19 protein-coding genes (1 of these 19 running past the window's edge) are annotated in these 23,111 nt (G+C 55.1%); 6 read left to right on the top strand and 13 right to left on the bottom strand.

Features of this window, described 5'->3' with window-relative positions; genetic code table 11:
* Positions 1–1,095, top strand: the 3' portion of a protein-coding gene (locus ACTG2W_RS15750) for a benzoate/H(+) symporter BenE family transporter (RefSeq protein ID WP_106843550.1). 81 nt of this gene lie to the left of the window's left edge; only the last 1,095 of its 1,176 coding nucleotides appear in the window; its start codon lies off the left edge, out of view; the stop codon is at positions 1,093–1,095.
* Between the two features lie 122 nt (positions 1,096–1,217).
* On the top strand, positions 1,218–2,282 hold the full coding sequence (locus ACTG2W_RS15745; RefSeq protein ID WP_106843549.1) for a DUF3103 family protein: 1,065 nt from the start codon (positions 1,218–1,220) through the stop codon (positions 2,280–2,282).
* Positions 2,283–2,351: 69 nt separating this feature from the next.
* Here the strand turns inward: ACTG2W_RS15745 and metF are convergent, their stop codons facing one another.
* Positions 2,352–3,242 carry a methylenetetrahydrofolate reductase gene (gene metF, locus ACTG2W_RS15740; protein ID WP_005340191.1) on the bottom strand — a complete coding sequence of 297 codons (891 nt, stop codon included), beginning with the start codon at positions 3,240–3,242 and terminating at the stop codon, positions 2,352–2,354.
* Between the two features lie 329 nt (positions 3,243–3,571).
* Here metF and ACTG2W_RS15735 point away from each other — a divergent pair, with 329 nt between their 5' ends.
* Positions 3,572–4,372, top strand: a complete 801-nt coding sequence (locus ACTG2W_RS15735) for a GNAT family N-acetyltransferase (protein ID WP_106843548.1) — start codon at positions 3,572–3,574, stop codon at positions 4,370–4,372.
* Between the two features lie 74 nt (positions 4,373–4,446).
* Here the strand turns inward: ACTG2W_RS15735 and ACTG2W_RS15730 are convergent, their stop codons facing one another.
* From ACTG2W_RS15730 to ACTG2W_RS15675, 12 genes are all read right to left on the bottom strand, one after another.
* Positions 4,447–5,916: an ABC transporter substrate-binding protein gene (locus tag ACTG2W_RS15730; protein WP_106843547.1), complete on the bottom strand. Its 1,470-nt coding sequence runs from the start codon at positions 5,914–5,916 to the stop codon at positions 4,447–4,449.
* 8 nt (positions 5,917–5,924) lie between these two features.
* Positions 5,925–7,904 carry a HAMP domain-containing methyl-accepting chemotaxis protein gene (locus tag ACTG2W_RS15725; RefSeq protein ID WP_106843546.1) on the bottom strand — a complete coding sequence of 660 codons (1,980 nt, stop codon included), beginning with the start codon at positions 7,902–7,904 and terminating at the stop codon, positions 5,925–5,927.
* A gap of 223 nt (positions 7,905–8,127) precedes the next feature.
* Complete coding sequence (gene ompW, locus ACTG2W_RS15720) at positions 8,128–8,763, bottom strand: outer membrane protein OmpW (protein WP_106843545.1); 636 nt, start codon at positions 8,761–8,763, stop codon at positions 8,128–8,130.
* A 458-nt stretch (positions 8,764–9,221) separates the two neighbouring features.
* Positions 9,222–10,895: a diguanylate cyclase gene (locus ACTG2W_RS15715; RefSeq protein WP_106843544.1), complete on the bottom strand. Its 1,674-nt coding sequence runs from the start codon at positions 10,893–10,895 to the stop codon at positions 9,222–9,224.
* A 121-nt stretch (positions 10,896–11,016) separates the two neighbouring features.
* The gene (uvrA, locus tag ACTG2W_RS15710; protein ID WP_106843543.1) at positions 11,017–13,845 is read right to left on the bottom strand and encodes an excinuclease ABC subunit UvrA; all 2,829 of its coding nucleotides are present in this window, start codon (positions 13,843–13,845) and stop codon (positions 11,017–11,019) included.
* 89 nt (positions 13,846–13,934) lie between these two features.
* Positions 13,935–14,297, bottom strand: coding sequence for a curli-like amyloid fiber formation chaperone CsgH (gene csgH, locus ACTG2W_RS15705; protein ID WP_235657012.1), 363 nt, complete (start codon positions 14,295–14,297; stop codon positions 13,935–13,937).
* A 62-nt stretch (positions 14,298–14,359) separates the two neighbouring features.
* Entirely contained in the window at positions 14,360–15,949 is a 1,590-nt protein-coding gene (locus tag ACTG2W_RS15700) for a curlin (protein WP_106843541.1), read from the bottom strand.
* 34 nt (positions 15,950–15,983) lie between these two features.
* On the bottom strand, positions 15,984–16,505 hold the full coding sequence (locus ACTG2W_RS15695; RefSeq protein ID WP_106843540.1) for a curlin: 522 nt from the start codon (positions 16,503–16,505) through the stop codon (positions 15,984–15,986).
* Between the two features lie 186 nt (positions 16,506–16,691).
* Positions 16,692–17,531: a CsgG/HfaB family protein gene (locus ACTG2W_RS15690; RefSeq protein WP_005355003.1), complete on the bottom strand. Its 840-nt coding sequence runs from the start codon at positions 17,529–17,531 to the stop codon at positions 16,692–16,694.
* A gap of 7 nt (positions 17,532–17,538) precedes the next feature.
* Complete coding sequence (locus ACTG2W_RS15685; RefSeq protein WP_042063493.1) at positions 17,539–17,940, bottom strand: curli assembly protein CsgF; 402 nt, start codon at positions 17,938–17,940, stop codon at positions 17,539–17,541.
* A gap of 11 nt (positions 17,941–17,951) precedes the next feature.
* On the bottom strand, positions 17,952–18,395 hold the full coding sequence (locus tag ACTG2W_RS15680; RefSeq protein WP_005355005.1) for a curli production assembly/transport protein CsgE: 444 nt from the start codon (positions 18,393–18,395) through the stop codon (positions 17,952–17,954).
* Positions 18,395–19,042 (bottom strand): LuxR C-terminal-related transcriptional regulator, encoded by a 648-nt coding sequence (locus ACTG2W_RS15675; RefSeq protein WP_042080923.1) that lies wholly within the window; start codon positions 19,040–19,042, stop codon positions 18,395–18,397. The genes ACTG2W_RS15680 and ACTG2W_RS15675 overlap by 1 nt, the downstream gene beginning before the upstream one ends.
* A 426-nt stretch (positions 19,043–19,468) precedes the next feature.
* Between ACTG2W_RS15675 and ACTG2W_RS15670 the strand changes: the two genes are divergently transcribed.
* From ACTG2W_RS15670 to ACTG2W_RS15660, 3 genes are all read left to right on the top strand, one after another.
* Complete coding sequence (locus tag ACTG2W_RS15670; protein WP_106843539.1) at positions 19,469–20,056, top strand: single-stranded DNA-binding protein; 588 nt, start codon at positions 19,469–19,471, stop codon at positions 20,054–20,056.
* A gap of 164 nt (positions 20,057–20,220) precedes the next feature.
* Positions 20,221–21,546 carry a site-specific integrase gene (locus tag ACTG2W_RS15665; RefSeq protein ID WP_206525791.1) on the top strand — a complete coding sequence of 442 codons (1,326 nt, stop codon included), beginning with the start codon at positions 20,221–20,223 and terminating at the stop codon, positions 21,544–21,546.
* Complete coding sequence (locus tag ACTG2W_RS15660; RefSeq protein ID WP_206525790.1) at positions 21,539–23,107, top strand: site-specific integrase; 1,569 nt, start codon at positions 21,539–21,541, stop codon at positions 23,105–23,107. Before ACTG2W_RS15665 ends, ACTG2W_RS15660 begins: the two co-directional genes overlap by 8 nt.
* Positions 23,108–23,111: the final 4 nt, after the last annotated feature.

The following is a 23,111-nucleotide window of genomic DNA, read 5'->3' as shown; positions in this document are numbered from 1 at the left end:
CAGGCCGCCACGGCAGCGGGTGCTGATACTGCCCAAGTTGCCTCCTGGCTCTGGACGCTGGGGATCGGCATGGGGGTGAGCTGCATCGGCCTCTCTCTCTATTACCGCATACCCATACTAACCGCCTGGTCCACACCGGGCGCGGCACTGCTGATCACCACGCTGGGCAACTTCACTCTGGCGGAAGCCATCGGCGCCTTTGTGATCTCGTCCCTGCTGATCACTCTGTGTGGCATCAGCGGCTGGTTCGACCGTTTGATGAAACATATTCCGGCTCCACTGGCCGCCGCCATGCTCGCTGGCGTGCTGCTCAGATTCGGATTGGATCTATTCAAGGTCGCCCCGCAAGATCCCTTGCTGCTTGGCACCCTGCTGCTGGCCTTCCTGCTGGGTCGTCATCTCTGGCCCCGCTATACCATGGTGCTAGTACTGGGAGTGGGGATGCTGACCTGCAGCGTGCGGGGGGGATTGCAACTGGGCACCCTTCACTGGCAACTCGCCAGCCCGGTCTGGACATGGCCAGTCTTCTCCCTTGATGCCCTGTTTGGTATCGCGCTGCCGCTGTTCATTGTCACCATGACATCGCAAAACATGCCGGGAATTGCCATCTTGCGGGCCCACGGCTATCAGCCTTCCACCTCCTCGCTGATCAGCTGGACTGGCCTGACTGGCCTGCTGCTCGCCCCTTTTGGCGGCTATGCCTTCAATCTGGCCGCCATCACTGCAGCCATCTGCATGGGCAAAGAGGTCGACCCGGATACCAAACGCCGCTGGCCTGCTGCGGTTTGGGCGGGTTGCTTTTATCTTGTGACCGGCTGCTTCGGCGCGACCGTCGCGGCCCTGTTTAGCGCCTTTCCGGCAGCCCTTGTCACCTGCGTCGCCGGATTGGCCCTGCTAGGCACCATCGGCAGCAGTCTGCACTCTGCCTTGCAACAGGATGAAGCCCGAGAAGCTGCGCTGCTTACCTTTATCATTACCGCGTCCGGGATCAGCCTGCTCGGCATCGCGGCAGCCTGCTGGGGTCTGCTGATTGGTCTGGCTATCTATCAGTTCCAATCATATCGACAAAGGAATCAATTGAACCTCAAACCGTGAACCTCTGCACACTATCCACATAAAATGATTCACAAGTGAAACTAATTTCCTTCTAGTGGCGCTAGGGCACCAATCTTCCCGGACGTGTTGCCCTGTCAGGTTCCATGCAACGGAGTATAAAAATGAAAAATCAGGCTGTCTTGTTACTACTGGCCATACTGGGTGCTACGAGCGTCCAGGCTGCCGATACGGATCGAGAGCTGGCTCGCCAGCTCGCACTTCAGCAGAAAAACCTGCTGCCCCTGCTGAGCAATCAGCAATACCAGAGCCCGCTTCCCAACCTGCTGCAGAAGGCCAGCCCACGGCTTAAACGGCAGGCGAGCGATGCCAACCAGGCGGCCATCAGCCGGCAAGGACTGGATGGCGAGGTCAAGCAACTGATGCAGTTGCGACTGGCCAACACCGATCAGGCCGCCGCAGTGCAACAGGGCATCGAACCGCTGGTCGCCTATGTTCCTAGTGGGGATGAGAAGAGCTGGAGCGCCATTGAAGCGTTCGACAGCACTGGCAATCCCGTCTATCTGGATGTGGACAAGGCACCGGCCCGGCCGGTTCTGGTAGTCGAAGCCGATCCCGTCAAAGCCAAGAACGCAGGCTTGAAGGTGATGCGCAAGGCGCTGGCCGATGCGGATCTGCAAAGCGCTCCGCGAGTGGCGGCCAGCACGGCGCCACTCAAGACCAGTATCCTGAAAAAGATCAGACTGAAGGATGATCAGGAGCCCTGGCTGCTCGGCGCGGCCGAAGTGTATGCGGTGGTCGCAGGGGTCAATCCCAGTCGGGATGAGCCAGTAGTCGATATTGTCGACATGCCCTACCTCGACTATGACAACACAGACTACACCCCCAACCAGATCCTGGTTTACTGGGATCGCTATCGCTGGGGTGCCGTCGATGTGGTGATGATGGAGCAGGATGACAACGTCAACTACAAGGAGCTGAGCGCCCTGCTGATTGAAGCTCTCAAACTCGGCTTTACTGCGGGTGGCGTGCCGGAAGCCCTACCCTTCCTCGATCTCGGCGGTCGCATCGTCAAGGCACTGCCCGACTCCTGGATGACCAACAACGACGACTATCTGGATACCTTCTACACACTGGAGCAGGATCAGGTCTATCGCCAGTATCCGGGGGCTGCCGGTAATGCGGTTATCGATCTTGAGCCAAAAGAGATCGCCCCGACCAGACCTTGATAATCGGCCATAACGAAAAAGCCAATGAGCAACTCATTGGCTTTTTGCTTTTATCGCGGTGGCTACCGGTCAACCCTTGGGACGAACCCCCAAGGTATGGCAGATGGCATAGGTCAGCTCGGAGCGGTTCAGGGTATAGAAGTGGAAATCCTTCACCCCTTCCTGACTCAGCACGCGCACCTGATCGATGGCGATGCTCGCCCCCACCAGATTGCGGGTCATCTGATCGTTATCCAGCCCCTCGAAACGCTGATGCATCCAACGCGGGATCTTCACGTTGGTAAAACCGGCAAACTTGGCCAGGGTCTGATAGTTGGAGACCGGCAGGATCCCCGGCACGATTTCGGCATCGATGCCGATAGCGGCGCAGCGATCCCGAAAGCGCAAATACGTTTCCACATCGAAGAAGAACTGAGTGATGGCGCGGTTGGCACCGGCATCAATCTTGCGCTTGAGGTTGAGCAGGTCGGATTGCGCACTCTTGGCCTCCGGGTGCCCTTCCGGATAGGCGGCAACCGAGATATCGAAGTCAGCCTCCGACTTGAGCAGGGCAACCAGGTCGGTGGCATACATATCCGGCTTCTCCAACCCCTGCGGCAAATCACCGCGCAGAGCCACGATATGACGAATACCGCTGTTCCAGTAGTCGCGGGCGATGGTGCGCAGCTCGTCGCGACTGGCATCGATACAGGTCAGGTGCGGCGCCGCAATCAGGCCGGTCCGCTCCTTGATGTCCTTGATCACCTTGTGGGTGCGATCACGGGTGCCGGAGTTGGCGCCATAGGTGACGGAGACGAACTTGGGTTCCAGCACTTTCAGCCGTTCGATGGACTGCCAGAGGGTATTCTCCATCCCTTCACTATTGGGCGGAAAAAACTCGAAACTGACCGATATATCGCCATTCAAATCTGCCAAGCTCTGGTTGAGCGCCTCAACCTGACGTGCACTGTGAAATCCCATCTGCTCTTCTCCCTGTCCTGCAATCCATCTGCCCACGTCAAAACGGATGTTTGGACGTCTAAACGTCTTTATATTTATGAGCAAAACGACACAAAGTCAACAGGGATTTACCTCACATCCGATCTGACGAACTTCATATTTACAAAATTAACGGTACGTAACCGAAAAGTGCCCATCCCAAAATTGCCCCAGTCGAGTTATGATGGGGGCAGATCGTCCTGGACGTTCTGAATCTGCGTGTGATTGTTTGGCCGGAGGTTTCTCCGGCCCCTTTTCATCTATTTCCCACTCCTGCCGATAACAGAATGAGTCTTTGCAGGAGCACCATCATGGATACCCATCCCGGCTTTGCCACCGACTTACTGTTCGATCGCTATCAGGGCGAGGTTGTTCAGCACGATCAGTTCTGGGCGGTTCGCACGCCGGATGCTCCCGACTACTACTTCGGCAACTACCTGCTGCTCCCCACCCCGCCCAGCGACCGTGACAAAGGCTGGCTGGAAGCCACATTTGATCAGCTGATCGGCCAGGATCCTCGAGTGCGCCACCGCACCTTCCAATGGCCACTGGCGGCCGGGCAAAACAGCCGGATCGCCGGTTTTGTCGCAACGGGTTACCAATATATGGAGTGCGTGGTGCTGGCACTGGATGAACAGAGTTGCCCACCTCCTCACGGCGACATAAACAAGGTTGAGGCACGTACCTTCACCACTGCTGATTGGCCTGAGTGGCTCGACTTCGAACTCCATGAACGGGATGAGGGACACTCGGAACAGAGCTATCTCCCCTATCTGCGATCCCGCCAGGCGCTCTATCAGGCCATGATTGCCGATGGTCTCGGGGACTGGTGGGGGATCTGGAAAGAGGGACAACTGGTCGCCAGCTGTGGCCTCTTCTTCTGCGGCACACTTGGGCGCTTCCAGTTGGTACGCACGCACCAGGCGTGGCGCAACCAGGGGTTATGCCGCCAGCTGCTGAGTCAAGTGGCTCGCGCAGGATTATCCCGCGCCAAGCAGCTAATCATAGTGGCTGACGAGCATTACCATGCCCAGCGCATTTACCGCTCTCTGGGGTTTGCCCCGGTTGCCCGCATCGGCAGCCTCTGCCGCTGGCCCCACGAAGCACAATAAAGCGATACATGCTGGCCACGAGCCATAAAAAAAACGGGAGGCTGATACCTCCCGTTTTTATTGATGCCGATGACCTATTGCTGTGGCTGCTGTGGCGCCTCCAGCTCGTTGGAGAGCGCCTGCTCCACCTCATCCGACGGCGCCGGTAATGGGGCAGCGGCCGCTGATGCGGGTTCTGCGGGAGTCACAGCCGGTGACACCACGGCCGATGTTTCACTGGTCGCGGGAGCTGCGGACACCTCAGTCGTCGGCGCCGAAACAGGAGCAGGGGCAACCGCATCACACTGACAATCCGCGCTCTTGGCCTTGTTGCCCTGATGAGGGGCATACCAGCCCTTCAAGCCACTTTCCAGTCGATCAGCGGCAGCTTTGGGCTCCATCTTGCCAAGCAGCACAGCCTGACTCACCTCTGCCAGTTCATCCCCCAACTTGGGCGTACCACGGGAGAGGATCTGGGTCGCCACCCGAATGGTCGAGTCACACTGATCGCGCCACTCCATCATCTCTTTGGCCGCCGGATTGGTGACATCGAAGAAGTGGTTGGAGAGGGAGAAGAATCCCGGCAGCGAGTTGGTATAGAGCTCGGCAAATTGCGGCGTCGTCAGCCACTGCAGAAAAGCCATTGCCCCCTCTTTATTCTTGCTGGCCGGGTTCATCCCCATACCGATATCGGTGTGATCGGTAAAGAAACAGCCATCACCCTGTTTGGCCACCGGCGGGCGCATGACGCCAAAATCGACCTTGCCGGTGAAGGGGGCAATCTCCCAGGAGCCCGCCACGTAGAAGGCGGCCTTGCCCGAGGTGAACAGCTCGTTGCTGGTCGCATAATCGCGGCTCTCACCACCTTCACCGAGGTAGGAACGCCAGCGGGCCAGCTCGTCGAACACCTTCACATATTGCGGGTTGTCCAACCGCTCCTGTCCGCCGATCAGTGCCAGACGGCCGTCCTCTCCCTTCCAGTAGTTGGGACCAATGTTCTGGAACCCCAGTTCGGAGGCAACCCAACTCTCGGAACCGCTCATGGCCAACGGCACATAACGCCCGTCGGCCTTGATCTTGTCCAGCACGGCAAAGAACTGGTCGCGGGTTTGAGGCAAGGTGATCCCCAATTCACTGAGTATCTTCTTGTTATAGAAGAAGCCATGGATCACCGAGGCCATCGGCACACAGAAGGTCTGGGCACCGGAATCGGTCTGCCAGGGTGACTGGGCAAAACTCGGGAAGTTCTCCATTCCTGCCATTTCGGTCAGCTCGGCCAGATGGCCCGCCTTGAACAGGGCGAGCGAGTCATCAAACGGACGACAGGTAATGAGATCCCCCGCTTTGCCCCCTTTCAGACTCTCCCACAGAGTGGGTATGTAGTTGACGTTTTGCACCGGATGAAAACTCACCTTGATGCCGGGATGCGCCGCTTCAAATGCCGGGATAATCTTCTGCTCCCACAACGCCTTGTCATCGGTTCGCCAGCTTTCAATCACCAGCTCGCTGGCCATCAGCTGGCCACACAACAGGAGACTCAGGGCTCCAATCCACTTTTTAGACATAAGCCCTCCTAGACCTTGAAATGTGCGATCAATTGCTGCTGTTTGGCGACCAGGTCGGCCAGCACTTCGCTGCTGCTGGCGGATTCCCGCGCCTCCCGCTCGGTCTCGTATGCCACATCGGCAATACCGGCGATATGACGAGCGACCCCCTGACTGACGGAGATCTGCTCCTGAGCGGCATGGGCCACCTGATCCGCCATCGACTTGATGGCCCCCATCCGCTCGGCAATGGATTGCAGCGCCACATCCATCTCGCGGGTCTGCTCGACACAGCTCTGGGTCTGCTCCTGGCTGCGCCCCATCACTTCAACCACATGCTTGCTGGAGCTCTGCAGGTTCTCAATCATCCCCTGGATCTCTTCGGTCGAAGTCTGGGTGCGATTGGCCAGCGCCCGTACCTCATCGGCCACCACCGCAAAACCGCGGCCGGCATCGCCAGCACGGGCCGCTTCGATGGCGGCGTTCAAGGCCAGCAGGTTGGTCTGCTCGGCGATGCTGCGGATCACATCGAGAATGCTGCCAATGTTGTTACTGAATTCGCCCAGCTTGTAGGTGATCCCGACCGCTTCCTCCATGGCGCCAGCCAGCTGCTCGGTGATCCGGCGAGTGGTGGCCACTTTCTGGCGACCATTGCGCGCCTCTTCATCGGCCAGGTCCACTTCCCGCTTGGTGCCATCGGTAGAGCGGGCCACCTCGGTGGCGCTCACTTCCAGCTCGGTAATGGCGGCGGCCACCTGATCGGTCTGGCTCTTCTGCTCCTGTACCCGGGACATGGCCCGTTCGCTGATCTCGGCGGCGCGGCTCGCCTCATCCACCAGATGGCGAGAGCCTGCATTGATTTGAGAGAGCAGCTCACCAGTCTTGCCCGCCAGCGTATCGATGGAGCGAGAGAGGCTGCCAAATTCGCAACTGCTGCGGTAGTTGATGCGGCGGGTCATGTCACCGGCCGCCATGTAATCGAGCTCCTTGTTGATCATCTGCAACGGGCGCTGAATGCTGCGCGCAGTGGTATAGCCGATCACCAGCGCGGCAACGGCCGACATCGCGGCAACCACCAGGATCCAGAAGCTGGCACTGCTGACCGCCGCATCGGCGTTGATCCGGCTATCACTGGCGATGGCACCGGCGGACTTGCCCATCTCATCGAGCAAATTGAGGCTGTTGACCAGACTGGCATCCAGCTGCTGATTTTGCGTGGCCAGCGACAGCGCCAGTTGCTGAGCCTGACGCATGGTCGCCAGCAAGCCCTGAGCGCCGAGCGCCAACTCCTGCATCCGATCCAGATTGGAGACAAAGCGCGCTTTTACATCATCGGGCACCACTACCCGCTCCAACCGCTTGCGGGCCATTTCGATGTCCTTGCTCAACACCTTTTCCAGCTCATTCAGGTCGGTTTTGGCATCGGCACGGCGGATATTCTTCAGATCGCGGGCGATACCCGAGGTAATGAGCTCCGCCTTGTTGCGCATGGAGCGCTTGCTGGCAGTCTGTTGCAACAGCAGATCCGCCGCCCACTGGTAGGTATCCTCAAGGCGGATAAATTCCATCTCCAGATTGTGGCGCTGCTCCAGTGCACTGACCCACTGCCGATGCTGGGCCAACACCTGATCCGCCAAGCCATAAAATTGGGTGGTAGCACTCTCGACCTGCTGGAAGCGGGCACGAGCATCCGCTACGTCGGTAAATTTACCCATCTCCTGACTCAGCTGGGCGAAGCGGTTCTGCTGCTCCTTGAACTGATTGGCCAGCTGCGGCAACTGGGCGGCATCTTCACTGGTGCGGTAGACCAGCACCCAGCGGTTGCTATCCTGCAGTGCCCCCTTGAGACCTGCGACAGCCACCACCAGCGGGGTTGCCCGGTCAGATACGGCAGAGAGGCCGTCATTTATACCCTTGATTTTAAAGGTACTGATCACACCAAGCAGGATCAGCAACAGCAGCATCAACACGAATCCGGCGATGATCCGCTGCACGATAGATAAACCCATGGAGACATCCTCACTCATTGGGGGGAAGGTAAAGTGAACATAGTCACTATCGGCAGGGGTGGCGAATAACTGAAATATAGCGGCAGGTATTTAATTGATTTGTATCGGGTTGGATCACAGTCCAGACAAAATCAGCCATATGAAAAAAGCCCGGCACAAGCCGGGCTGAAAGAGACGTACTTTGCTATCTTCCACGATCCGTTCAGAACCGCAGTCAGAATCATTAGAAGCGGTAGCCAACACCTACCATAAAGGCCATCGGGTCGATGTTAGTCTTAATGGTCGCAGCACGGCTACCATTCACATCGACGTTCACATCTGTATCGATATCCATGATCCAGGCTGAACCGTTTACAAACCAGCGGTCAGTGATCGCCATATCGATACCAACCTGCCCAGCCAGACCCCATGAATCATCCAGACTCACGTTGACATCACCCAGCTGTGCCAATGCACCGACCGCTTTTTCATCAAAGAAAGTGGTGTAGTTCACGCCCACACCAACATACGGGCGAACCTTGCTCTTGGCATCGCCAAAATAGTACTGGGCCATCAATGTAGGTGGCAGATGCTTAACCTTGGCAATTTCCCCCAATCCAGCAGTGCTCACACGATGGGAGAACGGGGTTGCAGCCAGCAACTCAACCCCCCAGTTGTCGGTGATCATATAACCGAGGGTCAGGCCAAGCTGTTGATTGCTATCAATCTGAAACTCACCAGTGTTAAGCACATCATCACTGCTCTCCTGAGGAGAAACGATGGCCAAACCACCACGAACCAGAATATCACCAGCCTGATGGGCCATGGCGAAAGGAGAGGTCACTGCAGCGGCAATCATCAGAGGAAGTAATTTTTTCATCACGTAATCCCTTTTTTTGTTTTCATTTGATGCTGTAAGCCCGCTGACTATATGCCCTTGTAAATGCAAAGTTATTGACTTGGAGCAAAGGTTGCACAGAAATAAATCGATTGGTGTGACATCTTTGCGCGCCCTCCCAATCTCGTTGAGCCCCCAGACAACAAGCTGAAATACCTGTTTGGACAGGTTGTAACTACCCGCATCCAGCGCCAAAAGGAGCAAACAAACCACATCTTATTGCGCGGCAGAGTGGCTATTAATTGTTGTTAATGTGGGCAAATCAGCGTATTTTTTGCGCCATGCAAGTTACTGGGAAGTAATGGTTTATTTATGAAAAATGAGTCGAAATGGCAAAAGGTGAGGGCCTTTCTCGCGGCCGTGTGGGGAATCGGATCCTTTCTCTTTATCCTGCTCGGTTTTATTGTCGCCCTGGCCTATCTGGTATTGGTACGGCAGGGTTAATCCGGATTGACAGAGTGCAGCAGGGTGATATGCCCCCCTTCGGCAAGCTGTTCCGGAGTCTGGCCCATTCCCTCCACAGAGAGGCTACCAGCGTAGCCACACCACCGATTTCGCCCGCCGACTTTGGCCTGATACAGCGCCATGTCCGCCAGTTTGAAGCTGTGACTCCAGAATGAATCCGGACACTCCGGGTGCAACGGATAGCGGCAGAACCCCAGAGACACCGTCAACCAGAGTGGCGCATCCTCTCTGCCAAAGCGGTGCTGAGCGACACGCTGGCGCAGATATTCGACCCGCAACGCCAACTCTTGCTCGTCATCCACTTGTAGCAGCAACAAGAACTCCTCCCCGCCCAGCCGGATGATCGGCTCGCGCTCTCCTGTCACCACCTTGCGCAGCAGATCCGCCAACTGTTTCAGCACCAGATCCCCGATGTCATGGCCAAGGCGGTCATTGATCCGCTTGAAATGATCAAGATCCAGCAGCAATAACAGACAAGGTTTGGCCCGGTTGGCCTGCAACCAGCCATCGAGATAGCGACGATTGAAGCAACGGGTCAAGGGATCGGTGAATGCAGCCATCTCCATCTGGCTGGATTTTTCCAACAAATCATCGTGTTGCTGACTAACCTTGCTGGCCATCTCCCTGAACTTGCCACTCAGGGTCGCCATCTCGGCGCTGCTGTCGATATAGGGGATCAAGGTGGCATCTGGCCGATCGCCAAAGCGTTGCAGCGCCGACACCAGCTGCTGCAACGGGGTAAGCACAATGCTATTGAGCCGATACATGGCGATCATGACGCAGATAAAACTGATAAACAGCATGCCGATAAAGGTCCAGAGCGCCCCCTCCATGACACCACTCAAGATCTTTCTCTCCTCCTCAATCACCAGAGTCAGCACCGGCTGGTTATCGCTGTTGAGCAGTCGCACCTCTCCCCTAAGCCGGGTGAGCCCAAGGTCGATCAGGCGATACGTTATTTGCGGTTTCAGTTGTTTGAAGGTAGCGGTGATATCCAGATTGGCGTGGGAAATCGCCAGAGGCTGCGCGGTACGCTCCGATACCTGCTCGAGATAGGCCTTGTCGAGCCAACGTACAACCAGCAAGAAACCGTTGAACGGTGCCGACTCGTCACTATTTCTGATCGGCTGCCACGAGTACATCAGCGGCCCCCACTGGGAAGCACGGATCCCGTGCAGATTAATGCCCCCTTGCGCCACCGAGCGTTCTCTCAACTGCTTTTTCAGTTCATCAAGGAAGTAGGGAAACTGGTCCGGATTGATCCCCGGCGCATCGGGTAGCAGGGTGCGCGTCCAGATTTCGTAGCCGGTGAGATCCATGAAGCTCATCAGGTTGAGACTAAAATCCCGCATCGGCATATCACTGAACAGGTTGGATTCGATGTACGCCCTGCTTTTGTTGTCCATAAAACGATGGCTGTCATCCCAGATGCCCCAATCCCGACTGAATGCATCCAGAGCGGCCACATCCGCCTGCACCGCCTTGGTCACGCGCAGCAGATGCTCCTTCATTCGCTGCTCTTCAATCCGGCTGGCAGCCGGGATCTGGGCCCACGCCAGCAGGACCAGCAATAGCAGGATCGCCCCCAGCCAGATGGGGAACATGGAGTAAGCCAACTGATGATCAATCGTGCGCGGAGCCTGAGCCATAACCCGATATATCCATTACCATGATGCTGAGATACCAAGCCTGCCCACACCTGACGAGCGTCCCCCTATGCTCCCGATTTTTATAACAAAAAGGGGCCAAAGGCCCCTCGATTATAACGGCTTATCGCGCCAATAGTGGCCGCAAAAAACGAGCTGTATGAGACTCTTTATTGGTGCAAATCTCTTCCGGCGTCCCCGTCACCAGAATGCGGCCACCACCGGCGCCGCCCTCCGGTCCCAAATCGACGATCCAGTCGGCAGTTTTAACCACATCCAGATTGTGCTCGATGATGACGATGGTATTGCCGCGATCCCGCAGCTGGTGCAGCACCTTGAGCAGTTGCTGGATATCGTGGAAGTGCAGCCCGGTGGTCGGCTCATCCAGAATGTATAGAGTCTGACCGGTATCCCGCTTGGAGAGCTCGCGCGCCAGCTTGACCCGCTGCGCCTCGCCGCCCGACAAGGTAGTAGCAGACTGGCCGAGACGGATATAGGAGAGGCCCACGTCCATCAGGGTCTGCAGCTTGCGCGCCACTGCCGGCACCGGATCGAAGAACTCGCGGGCATCTTCCACCGTCATCTCGAGGATTTCGTGGATGTTCTTGCCCTTGTACTTCACCTCCAGCGTCTCGCGGTTGTAGCGCTTGCCCTTGCAGACGTCGCACGGTACGTAGACATCCGGCAGGAAGTGCATCTCTACCTTGATGACCCCGTCCCCCTGACAGGCCTCGCAACGGCCCCCTTTCACGTTGAAGGAGAAGCGGCCCGGCTGATAGCCGCGTGAACGCGCCTCCTGGGTGCCGGAGAGCAGCTCGCGGATCGGAGTGAACAAACCGGTATAGGTGGCTGGGTTGGAACGCGGGGTACGGCCGATGGGGCTCTGGTCGATATCCACCACCTTGTCCAGATGCTCCAGCCCCTCGACGCTGCGATAGGGCGCCGGGGTGGACTCGGTCGCCTTGTTGAGCTCGCGGTGGGCGATGCGGAACAGGGTGTCGTTGATCAAGGTCGACTTGCCGGAGCCGGAAACACCTGTAACGCAGGTCATCACCCCGATGGGCAGATCCAGGTTGACGTTGCGCAGGTTGTTGCCGCTTGCCCCCTTGAGTTTCAGCCACTTGCCGGTGAGCGGCGTGCGCTCGGCCGGAATGGCAATCTGCTTGCGACCGGAGAGGTAGTCACCGGTCAGCGATTCCGGATTGTCGATGATCTGCTGGGGGGTGCCCTGCGCAACAATCTCGCCACCGTGCACGCCAGCGCCCGGGCCGATATCGAGCACATGGTCGGCGAGGCGGATGGCATCCTCGTCGTGCTCCACCACGATCACGGTATTGCCCAGATCGCGCAGATGGGTGAGGGTCTTGAGCAACCGCTCGTTGTCACGCTGATGCAGACCGATGGAAGGCTCATCGAGTACATACATGACGCCCACCAGACCGGCACCGATCTGGCTGGCCAGTCTAATGCGCTGCGCTTCGCCGCCGGAGAGGGTCTCGGCGCTGCGGGACAGGCTCAGATAGTTGAGACCCACATTAACCAGGAAGCCGAGCCGCTCGACGATCTCTTTCAATATCTTCTCGGCAATCTGGGCGCGCTGTCCGGTGAGGTTCAGCCCTTCGAAGAAGGCGAGCGCATCGCCGATAGACTGCTCGGCGATGGCCGGCAGGTTGCGGTTGTCAACGAACACGTGGCGTGCCTCCTCCCGCAGTCGGCTGCCACCGCAGCTGGTACAGGATTTGTTGGCGATGTATTTGGAGAGCTCTTCGCGCACCGAGTTGGATTCGGTCTCCCGGTAGCGCCGCTCCATGTTGTGCAAGATCCCCTCGAACGGGTGCTTGCGCACCACCACGTCGCCGCGGTCGTTCATGTAGCGGAACTCGATCTCGGTGCGACCGGAGCCACGCAGGAGCACCTCCTGGGTCTTGATCGGCAGATCTTCCCACGGCGTCTCCAGATCGAACTTGTAGTGCTCGGAGAGAGATTTCAGCATCTGGAAATAGTAGAAGCTGCGCTTGTCCCAGCCACGGATGGCGCCGTTGGCCAGGCTGATGGCCGGATCGCCGATCACCTTGGCCGGATCGAAATATTGCTGCACCCCGAGACCGTCACAAGTCGGGCAGGCACCAGCCGGATTGTTGAAGGAGAAGATGCGCGGCTCCAGCTCCGACATGGAGTAGCCGCACTCCGGGCAGGCGAAGTTGGCGGAGAAGGTCATGGGGGCAACCCCCTCTTCACCGTCCATCGGTACCACCAGTACGATGCCGCCGGAGAGGGTCAGCGCCGTTTCGAACGACTCGGCCAAACGCAAGGCAAGGTCCTCGCGCACCTTGAAGCGATCCACCACCACCTCGATGGTGTGCTTCTTGTGCAGCTCCAGCGCGGGCGGGTCGGAGAGATCGCACACCTCACCGTCGATGCGGGCACGGATGTAGCCTTGGGCCGCCAGATTCTCCAGCAGCTTGGTGTGCTCCCCCTTGCGATCGCGCACCACCGGGGCCAGCAGCATCAGCTTGCTCCCCTCCGGCTGGGCCAGCACCTGATCCACCATCTGGCTGATGGTCTGGGCGGCAAGCGGAATGGCATGGGTCGGGCAGCGCGGCTCACCGACCCGGGCGAACAGCAGACGCAGGTAGTCGTAGATTTCGGTGATGGTGCCGACGGTCGAGCGCGGGTTATGGGAAGTGGACTTCTGCTCGATGGAGATGGCGGGCGAAAGCCCCTCGATATGGTCGACGTCCGGCTTCTCCATCAGGGAGAGGAACTGGCGAGCATAGGCGGAGAGGGACTCCACATAGCGGCGCTGCCCCTCGGCATAGAGGGTATCGAACGCCAGAGAGGATTTGCCCGAGCCGGAGAGGCCGGTGACCACGATCAGCTTGTCGCGGGGCAGGGTCAGATTGATGTTCTTGAGGTTGTGGGTGCGAGCACCCCGGACCACGATCTTTTCCATCTTGTTGCACGCTCGATACAGAAACCTGAGCGAGTCAGTATGGCATAGAGACTACTGGATGAATAGACAGTCATGAGATGAAATGCGCATCATCCGGCGCACCCCATCTGCTCTTTTTTCTCCACCAGCAGCCGCTCGTTTTGCCATATCAGAGCGGTGACCTCGACCCGATAGGGACAACGCAAACCCAGCCCTATTTTGCCAACCGCCATGACCACTCCAGCCTGCAGCGACAGATTACGGCTCTGGCGCTGAGTCGTGCTCCCGGCCGCCCCTTCGCCATGCACCAGCAAGCTGACACTCACCGTCAAGTCGCGCTTGCTGAGCAGCGTTGGCGCAAGTGACAGCCCCTGTTCGCTCTGCACCATATTGAGGGACAAGCGGATCGACGGATCGGGTTCTATCTCGGTTTCCCTTGCAGTTGCTGGTGAAGGAACGCGATAAACCAGCATCAACCCACAGAGCAGCACCAACAAAAGAGGGGCCCGCAGGCCCCTGAATCCGGAGATAACCATCAGTTGCTACCAGAACCCTGATAGACATAGGCCATGTTATCGCTGCCATAGACAGTCACATTGGCAGTGTTGAGGCTGTCGGTTTGTGCAACGTCGACTTCGTTATTGCCACCGCCCATGCCGCCATTGACGTAAACGTTGGCCACGTGTTTTTCACCTAACTGGCTTACGGTGAGCGTGTTGTCGCTACCCAGATAGGATTCGACCTTGGCGCTGTTCAGTTTCCCATCCTGAGTCACTGTCACCACAGAGTCAGAGTGAGACGCATCGGCATAAGCCCAGTTGTCAGTGCCTTTCTGAGCCACGACCAGCTCGTTGTCCGAGCCCCAGGTCCAGGCTCCTTTGCCCTCAACGCCACGCGCGGTGGCAACCTGGTTGCCAGTGCCGTTCTGGTCAATATCGACCTTGTTGCGACTACCTTCCTCTTGCACTGCATTCGCATAGTTGTCGCTACCCAACTGATCGATAGTGACAAACCCACCCACGCTGCTGGCCAGCTGATCAACCACCGCCTGGTTATTGCTGCCATTCTGAGTGACCTGTGCAGTGTTGCCAGACCCCTGCTGGTTGGTATCGGCCTGGTTGCCATTACCCAGCTGAGTCACGACCGCCGTTTCACCAGTTCCGCTCTGTCTGGCGTTGGCGATGTTGTCGTTACCATTCTGGGTGATGGTCAACAGATCCTCAGAACCTCTCTGCTCAGAGTCGATCTGGTTACGACTTCCGGTCTGGGTCAGAAGGGCGGTTTCACCGGAACCAGCCTGCTTGGCCAGCAGGTTGTTCCCTTGTCCGGCGGTCGCACCAGACTGCTGGGCTGTCACGCTGCCAGTGGTCCCGCTTTGCTCCACCGTTGCCACGTTGGCCAGCCCCAGCTGAGTGACCTCGGCAGTGTTGTCATTGCCACTTTGCTTGACGACCGCAGAGGTGCCCTCGTTTGCGCCGTAACCGAAGTTGCTTGTACGTTGTGCGACTAAGGCCGTGTTATTGCCCCCCTCTTGAGCCACGCTGGCAACGGCACCATCGGATTCGCGTTGATCGACATCCGCAATATGCCCGCCTTCTCCTGACTGGGTAATGGTCGCATTGGCATAATCAGACCAGTAGTTATTGATCTGCGCACTGTTATCGTTCGATTGCTGCTCAATCACTGAATTGGCACGGTCACCATCATCCTGCTTGATGCGGGCATCGTTACCATCACCAAGCTGGCTCACCCTGGCCGTGGCCTCACCGTTGTAGTACTGCTGGGTAATCGAGGCCTTGTTCAGCTCTCCGCTGGTATCAATGGTCGCGGTCGATTTATTGGTCACCCCCTGCTGCAATACCTCCCCTTCGTTCTTGCCACCGGCTTGCTTGATATCAGCAGTGGAAGCACCGGTATTGCGCTGCTCGGTCGAGGCGAGGTTGTCGTTACCCTGTTGATAGATCGCCGCCTTGTTAGCCGTGCTCTCCTCGACCTGCTGGATGTACGCCAGGTTGCCGGTGGAGAATTGAGCCTGAGTCACCTCAGCCTGATTGCCAGTAGATGCCGCCCAAGCGGTGCTGGTCGCCAGAAGAACTGCCGAGGCAATGATGGTACGTTTAAACATGATTTCCCTCTCGTGCTAATGGTTGAGCCTAGGCTCAGTTGGTTTGAACGACATTTACTTGCTGATTGGCTCCCGTCTGAATAACGGTTGCCGCCAATCCGTTACCGTTTTGCTCGATGCTGGCCTGATTGCCATCACCCAGCTGGATCGCCCGGGCCTGATTGTTTGCCCCTTGCTGACTGATCCAAGCTTCATTGCCGCTGCCTTGTTGCAGCAGCCAAATCCGGTTATTGATGCCCGCCTGATAGAGCTCGGCGCTATTGCCCTCGCCCAGTTGCGCGCCATTGACCCAGTTCTCATCTCCAACCTGGGAGAGCGACAACTCATTGGCCCAACCCTGTTGCAGCAGACGCGCCTGATTCAGCTCCCCTTGCTGGGTGAGGTGCAGTTGCTGCTCGCTACCGAGTTGCCACAACAGCGCCTGATTCCCATCGTTCTGCAGACCGGAATCCAGCTCGCTTGCCATCGCCAGCTCGTCGAAGGCGGCAGGCTCTGCGGCGAGTTGCGGGCCGCCCGATATCAGCAGGAAAAAGAGAGCACTCAACAGGTGTTTCATCGCGCCATCGCCTTGTTGGAAAACGCCCACAGTATCCCTGTCAGACCAGAGGCGGCCTATCAGGCACTCCGCTGATTCGAGGATGAAAAGCGTCGCCCTGTCGCTGAGCAGAAAGTCTTAATTCGTATTCGATGGAGGCCAAAAAAATGCCCTCCACCAGGGAGGGCATTGCACGAGCGGGAAAACTCAAAGCAGCGGGGCATTGTCTTGCAGGTACTCCTGCAGGATCGGATTGTCGATATCCCGCTGGTCGGCCAGTTGCCACAGATTGTCCCGCACACCATTGGCAATCAACCGGATCACCCCGGACTCGATAGCCGACATGACACACATCTGTACCGGCTCATTGGTGCTGAAACCGGCCTCGGCCTCCAGCAGGCGCTTGTACTCGACGAAACGGAATACCCCTGCCTGCACCTGTTGCGACAGTACTGTCTTGGAGGTGGTGACACTGTTCAGGATCCGGCCTGAACGGATATCGACGGCACGCAGATTGACCGTCACCTGATCGACCCGATACTCCCCGCTGGCGCCGATGCCAAAATACTTGGCCCCCGCCCCGCCGGTTCGCACATTGCTGTCATAGGCGACGATCCCCCCCTCGATCAGGATGTTGGCGGCGACCAGCGAGGGCAGTTGATTGGCATTGTTGCCGGGAACATTGGGCTTGTTCTGGGCCGCCCGCACAATCTTGCGTTCAGTCAGCAGGTTCTGCAGCCCTTCCCGCTCCAGCGGCACAAACCATTGGGAATCCCACAAGGCCGTGCTCAGCATGGCCACCCCACCCTGGGTGACCGCCGTTGAGAAGTTGGACGCCGGTGCAGGCAGGTACTGACCGGTCTGGTCGCGAAAATCGTAGACGGCCGCAACAATTTTCCCTTTTGGCTTGGGCAGACTGATCAGCTCCTTGTAAGAGACGGAGCGCGGCATCAGGGTTGCCTTCTCATCGGCAACGGGCGAGCCGATATGGGTCGCACAGCCAGCCAGCGCAAGCAGGGGCACTATCAATAACAGTTGTCGTTTCATCGCGCCCTCAGTCGGCAATCAGGCCATTCACTTCGATCATGGTGGTCTGGTTGGTCACCCGGTCGGTGATCGAAACCACCAGGGTGCCATCTTCATCCACCACATTGATGGCAAAATCATCGGTCACCAGACTGCCGCTCTGGCTGCCATCCTTGCCGATATCGGCCAGCAGTTGGCTGATCAGGCGGGATTGCAGGTTGGAGGTCAGGCGATCCAGCGCCGAGGTGCCGCTGCTACCGCTGCCACTGGCGGGATCCTTGTAATCATTCTGCGCATTGGCGGTGCCAAGCAGATGACTGCTGTTGAGAGGGTTACCCCCAAAGCTGGGGTTGACGGGGCGATAGACAAGCTCCGACGCATGGAGCGCTGGCGCTATCAGGGCTGCAACTAGCCATAACCGGGCACGCATGAGAAATATCCTTATAGTTCATCATGTTCCAAATCGAAGGTATCCATGAACAGGGTCGCGATCTTCTGCTGCTCGAGGGTCTGCCTGACCTGTGACCAAGCCAGTTTGGCGCTCTGCTCCTGCTGATTGCGGCCGGGAGAGAGCGCGGTTTTAAAAATCACCTTCCGGTTATGAGTGATCCAGATCAGGCTGCCCCAGCGAGCTGTCGGGCGCTCATGAATCGTCAGATTTTCTCTGGCATCCGGGTCTTCATCGCTGCGCAACCGGGTAAATTCGTTATAAAAGCCCTGACCGAAACGGGTAAAGGTGCGATCCAGTACCAGACCATCCACATCCAGCCGATCACTCTCCTGCTCCGGCTGCACCGACTCCAGCGGTGTATCAGCCTCGGCTGCCACAACGGTCGTGCAGCCCCAAAGCAGCGCGAGGCAACACGCCACAGAGAGCGCTTTCATCAGTGGGAGTCCGGAGCATCGAGATACTCTTTGGCCCAGCTCACCGCCTGGATCCGGTTCTTCACATTCAGCTTTTTAAAGACGTTATAGAGGTGGGATTTGACGGTATGCTCGCTGACAAACAGGCTGTCGGCGATCTCGACATTGGAGGCGCCCGTCATCAGATAACGGATGATCTCCTGCTCTCTGGCGGTCAGCAGAGTGTCGTTACGCAGCAGATAACTGTTGCCCTGGCGATAGTATTCGACCAGCTCGCACAGCAGGTGGCGCGGCATCCAGTACTCGCCCAACAGGATTTTCTGCAACCCGGCAACCAGTCTGTCGAGCGGATCCTGACGGAAAAACAGACCGCAGATCTGCGGCCACATCAGCAGCAGGTCGCGATCCGTCGCAGTGGGAGCATTGAGCAGCACGGTGGTCGCCATGCCAAAGCGTTCGGAGATCGCCCGGTTCCAGCCCAGTGACTGGCCGGAGCGAATATAGTCGAGATCGATGAGAAACAGCGTGCCGTCACACTGGTTATCTAGCTGATTAATCTCGTGGATTAGCTGGACGGGACGGCTCAAATGAGAGATGAGGTATGCAGCAAATGTGCTGGCCTGCACATTATTTTCAGTGACCAGTGCGATCGGGCATGCGGCTTTCATTGTGTGCTCTTCCTTGAACCTGTAAACCACCTAATCTGGCCGACTGAGTCTACCAAGGAGGTATGGGAGCACAATATTAAAAAAGTATGAGAATGGATCTCATAAATATCGTAACCATATGTTTTTAGTCGATTTAAAAACCGATTCCAATTCGCCAATCGGCCAGCATAACAGGAATATATGGCAGAAATGTGATGCCGGACGCGCCCAAAACAGCATCAACCCGACCATCACTGCAGCAGGAGCCAACAGTTGCCTTTGGCACATCAAGCCGGTTAAGGATGCTGCCAATCCGCTTCGCAACTGTTACTATGACCGTCACATGCGTCTGCGGGACATTGCGCCCCGCACACAGCAACTAATCAGGTATCTAGTCGTGTTGGACCAGGTTTCGACCTGGCCGGTAAATAAGGTGGAAGAGAGATTATGGCCAGTCGAGGCATCAATAAAGTCATTCTGATCGGTAACCTCGGGCAAGACCCGGAAGTACGCTACATGCCGAGTGGCGGTGCTGTGACCAACATTACTCTGGCTACCTCTGAAACCTGGCGCGACAAGCAGACTGGTGAGCAGAAAGAGCGTACCGAATGGCACCGCGTCGTCTTCATGGGCAAGCTGGCCGAAGTGGCTGGCGAGTACCTGAAGAAGGGCTCCCAGGTCTATGTGGAAGGCAAACTGCAAACCCGCAAATGGCAGGATCAGAGCGGCCAGGAACGCTACACCACTGAAGTGCTGGTCGACAGCTTCACTGGCGTGATGCAGATGCTGGGTGGTCGTCCGCAAGGCGGTCAGGGTATGGGCCAGAACATGGGTGGCCAATCCCAGGGTAACTGGGGTCAGCCGCAGCAGAGCATGCCTGCCCAGCAGCCGATGAATCAGCAGCGCCCGGCACCGACTCCGCAGCAGAACATGCAGCCGCAAGGCGGTTATGGCCGTCCTGCCCAGCAGCCGCAATCTGCGCCGCCGGTATATAACGAGCCGCCGATGGATTTCGACGACGATATCCCGTTCTAGATCTTGTAAAAGATGAAAGTGTAAGAATAAATCACTTTCGCCATCTTGAGTGCAAAGCAACCCAGCAGAAATGCTGGGTTTTTTTATTTTTGCATTTCACTTGCCATCGCGATTTTCAGCACTATAACTTTATGTATGAGGAAAATGTAAGATTAGGATGCACAGTGTATAAGCTAGATAGATTGATTTTTGCAAATGGTGAACGTTACCCTGTCTTAATGGGCAATGATGGTATGCCTCATTTTCTTGCTACCCTCTGGGTGACAACAAAACTTCGTAGCAGCTTGTCGGTGAATACCATTTCAAATCGCCTAGGTGCATTAAAGTGGTTTCTTCAATGGGAAGAAAATAAACACAGAGACCTGTTCTCCGAGTTTCAGAAAGGTAAGTTTCTTAGCGACACTGACATTGACAACATCAAAGAACATCTCAGTCATGATATTTCTCATGTCAAAGGCTTAGCTAAAAGTAAAAAAACCAGAGATAAGGTCATTGATTTATTTAATACCCCAAGACTAATCAGTGTCACCCCCACTGTGGGACGTAACAACATTTACAATCGAGTGACAGCTATTGCAGGTTATTTAGATTTCATTGCTAGAGTAGCTGTACAGAACTGTAATAGCACTGAACTACTCACAGAAATTAACAGTATGAATAAACGCATACTGGATGTTCGCCCTAGAGGCAAAGGTAAGAATGTTGTAGACAAACTGGATGGTAAAGATTTGCCTGATGGATTAATTGAGGAATTTATGGCTGTGGCACAATTCGACCATCCAAAGAATCCATTCAAACATGCTTCGACAAAAAAACGAAATCATCTTATGTTTTTACTTTTAAAAGAACTAGGCATACGAAGAGGTGAGTTACTATCACTATCTATTGAATCGAATTTTTTAATGCTTCACGGGCCAAATAAATTCATATGGGTAAAACGTCACCATGATGACATATATGATCCTCGCAAAAATCAGCCTGTAGCAAAAACGAAAGAAAGAAGGTTGCGAATTAGAGATGAAACTGCGGCCCTCATTGATGACTACATCATAAATATACGAGCAAAGACTCCTAACGCGAACAAGCATCCATATTTGTTTGTTACACATAGGAAGGGAAAAACGCAAGGACTGCCAATCTCGACCAGTACATTTGATAGTATCATCGTGCCAACAATGAAATCTGTAGATGAGCGGTTCAAATCAATACACCCACATTATTTTAGGCATAACTGGAACCAGTGGTTCTCAGAAATAATTGACAAGAACAATGTTCTATCTAAAGACCCGAACAACAACCGTACTTTTATTTCACCTAGTGAAGAAGCAAAAAGCCGAATGCATCAAATGGGGCACACATCAGAAAGTTCTGCCAAACCATATGTTGAACGTCATATTCGCAAAAAAACAAACAAGCTCGTACTCGAAGAGCAAGAAGAACTACAGAGACAACTTATTGAATCTCAACGAATAGAGGGTACAAATGAATAAATATGATTACATTGAGGAAGAATATGACGATTTCCCATCAAGGTTTAGCTCAAAAAAATTAGTATCAAAAGATGGTTACAGCTTTGATTTTCACTCAGAGCGCTGGATGTTGAATAAAGATGTCAGCATTGCATTCATGCCGGATGTTTTATCTATGGAACCAGAACTACTGGATGGATTTAAAAAAACACTAGCAACTTATGCTGAAGAACAATCAGCACACCATACATCCAATATGTATCTATGCTTCCAACGACTATTGCGAGACACTAGATTCAAAAAACTAGATGAGGATGTATTACTCAATTGGCGAGCAATGCTTGATAAAAGTCATGAATGGTACTTAGGTTCACTCCGTGGCTTTCTTGTTAGCTGGAATGAATATGGCTATTATGGTGTAACAACAGAGATGGTGAAAACACTAGAAATACTAACTCTATCAGGAAACAAGAAAGGAGTGTCTGTTGCCAATCGTTGCCCTGAAACAGGTGCCTTTACTAACAATGAGGTACTTGCATTAAATCATGAACTTATTCGCTTATTCAGGGATAACTATATCTCATTTCAATGCTATGCATATGTGAGCTTATTGCAAGCTACAGCTAGACGCCCCACACAGTTACGACAAATAAAGGCTGTCGATTTATTTAAAGAACATGATCACAGTAAGAATGTGACAAATTTTTACCTCAATATACCGAGAGCAAAGCAGCGCGGTGGTGGATTCCGTTTCTCTTTTAAAAAATTTCCAATTACGGAAGAGCTCTATCTAACGTTGCGTAATTTAATCAGAGATGAAACAAAGAAGTTTGAATCAAAATTTTCAATAAAACTGACTGCTTCTCAAGCAACAAAAATTCCATTATTTATTGATTGGGAAATGGTTTTTGAGTTAGCGGCGCAAAGAACATCATTGACTGATGAGTTATTAGAAACTGACATTTTCAATATGTCATCAATAGATCTAAGAGAGCACCTGCTAAAAAATTTTCAAAGAAAACAAAAAGCTATTTCTGAAAGAACAGGAGACTATATTCATATAACGGCTCGGCGGTTTCGTCATACAAGAGGAACAAACCTTGGTCGAAAAGGTTTGGGGCCGTTGATCATAGCGGAGGCATTGGATCACAACGACACACAAAATGTTAAGGTCTATACAGAAAATACCGCAGATACCGTGACCTATATTGACAAGGCCATTGGCAAACAACTGGCTCCCTTTGCTAATGCATTCCTAGGTCGCATTATCGTTGACTTAGAGCAGGGTGAGCGAGGACATGACCTTGCTGCACGCATACCAAACAAGGATAACGATATCGTAGGAGCATGCGGCACCAATGACTTTTGCATTAAGGGGTATGAAAGTTGTTATACTTGTGAAAAATTCAGACCATTATTAGATGCTCCTCACGAGAAATTCTTATCCCATCTATATGCGGAGAAAGAGGTAAGGTTGAAAACGACAAAAAGTGAAGAGTACGCGGCAACAAAAGATAGGCTAATTTTAGCAGTTGAATGGGTTGTGCAGAAATGCTTTGAACTGAAACAACAACGAGCATGAGGAT

It is taken from the genome of Aeromonas sp. 96A, assembly GCF_051919165.1.
Lineage (GTDB): Bacteria > Pseudomonadota > Gammaproteobacteria > Enterobacterales > Aeromonadaceae > Aeromonas > Aeromonas veronii.
This window is presented reverse-complemented; position numbering and strand designations above follow the sequence as displayed.

Bases quoted from the DNA above. Each gene is read 5' to 3' on its own strand.
- ACTG2W_RS15745 (WP_106843549.1), top strand. From the start codon at position 1,218: ATGAAAAATCAGGCTGTCTTGTTACTACTGGCCATACTGGGTGCTACG.
- metF (WP_005340191.1), bottom strand. From the start codon at position 3,242: ATGGGATTTCACAGTGCACGTCAGGTTGAGGCGCTCAACCAGAGCTTG.
- ACTG2W_RS15735 (WP_106843548.1), top strand. From the start codon at position 3,572: ATGGATACCCATCCCGGCTTTGCCACCGACTTACTGTTCGATCGCTAT.
- ACTG2W_RS15730 (WP_106843547.1), bottom strand. From the start codon at position 5,916: ATGTCTAAAAAGTGGATTGGAGCCCTGAGTCTCCTGTTGTGTGGCCAG.
- ACTG2W_RS15725 (WP_106843546.1), bottom strand. From the start codon at position 7,904: ATGGGTTTATCTATCGTGCAGCGGATCATCGCCGGATTCGTGTTGATG.
- ompW (WP_106843545.1), bottom strand. From the start codon at position 8,763: ATGAAAAAATTACTTCCTCTGATGATTGCCGCTGCAGTGACCTCTCCT.
- ACTG2W_RS15715 (WP_106843544.1), bottom strand. From the start codon at position 10,895: ATGGCTCAGGCTCCGCGCACGATTGATCATCAGTTGGCTTACTCCATG.
- uvrA (WP_106843543.1), bottom strand. From the start codon at position 13,845: ATGGAAAAGATCGTGGTCCGGGGTGCTCGCACCCACAACCTCAAGAAC.
- csgH (WP_235657012.1), bottom strand. From the start codon at position 14,297: ATGCTGGTTTATCGCGTTCCTTCACCAGCAACTGCAAGGGAAACCGAG.
- ACTG2W_RS15700 (WP_106843541.1), bottom strand. From the start codon at position 15,949: ATGTTTAAACGTACCATCATTGCCTCGGCAGTTCTTCTGGCGACCAGC.
- ACTG2W_RS15695 (WP_106843540.1), bottom strand. From the start codon at position 16,505: ATGAAACACCTGTTGAGTGCTCTCTTTTTCCTGCTGATATCGGGCGGC.
- ACTG2W_RS15690 (WP_005355003.1), bottom strand. From the start codon at position 17,531: ATGAAACGACAACTGTTATTGATAGTGCCCCTGCTTGCGCTGGCTGGC.
- ACTG2W_RS15685 (WP_042063493.1), bottom strand. From the start codon at position 17,940: ATGCGTGCCCGGTTATGGCTAGTTGCAGCCCTGATAGCGCCAGCGCTC.
- ACTG2W_RS15680 (WP_005355005.1), bottom strand. From the start codon at position 18,395: ATGAAAGCGCTCTCTGTGGCGTGTTGCCTCGCGCTGCTTTGGGGCTGC.
- ACTG2W_RS15675 (WP_042080923.1), bottom strand. From the start codon at position 19,042: ATGAAAGCCGCATGCCCGATCGCACTGGTCACTGAAAATAATGTGCAG.
- ACTG2W_RS15670 (WP_106843539.1), top strand. From the start codon at position 19,469: ATGGCCAGTCGAGGCATCAATAAAGTCATTCTGATCGGTAACCTCGGG.
- ACTG2W_RS15660 (WP_206525790.1), top strand. From the start codon at position 21,539: ATGAATAAATATGATTACATTGAGGAAGAATATGACGATTTCCCATCA.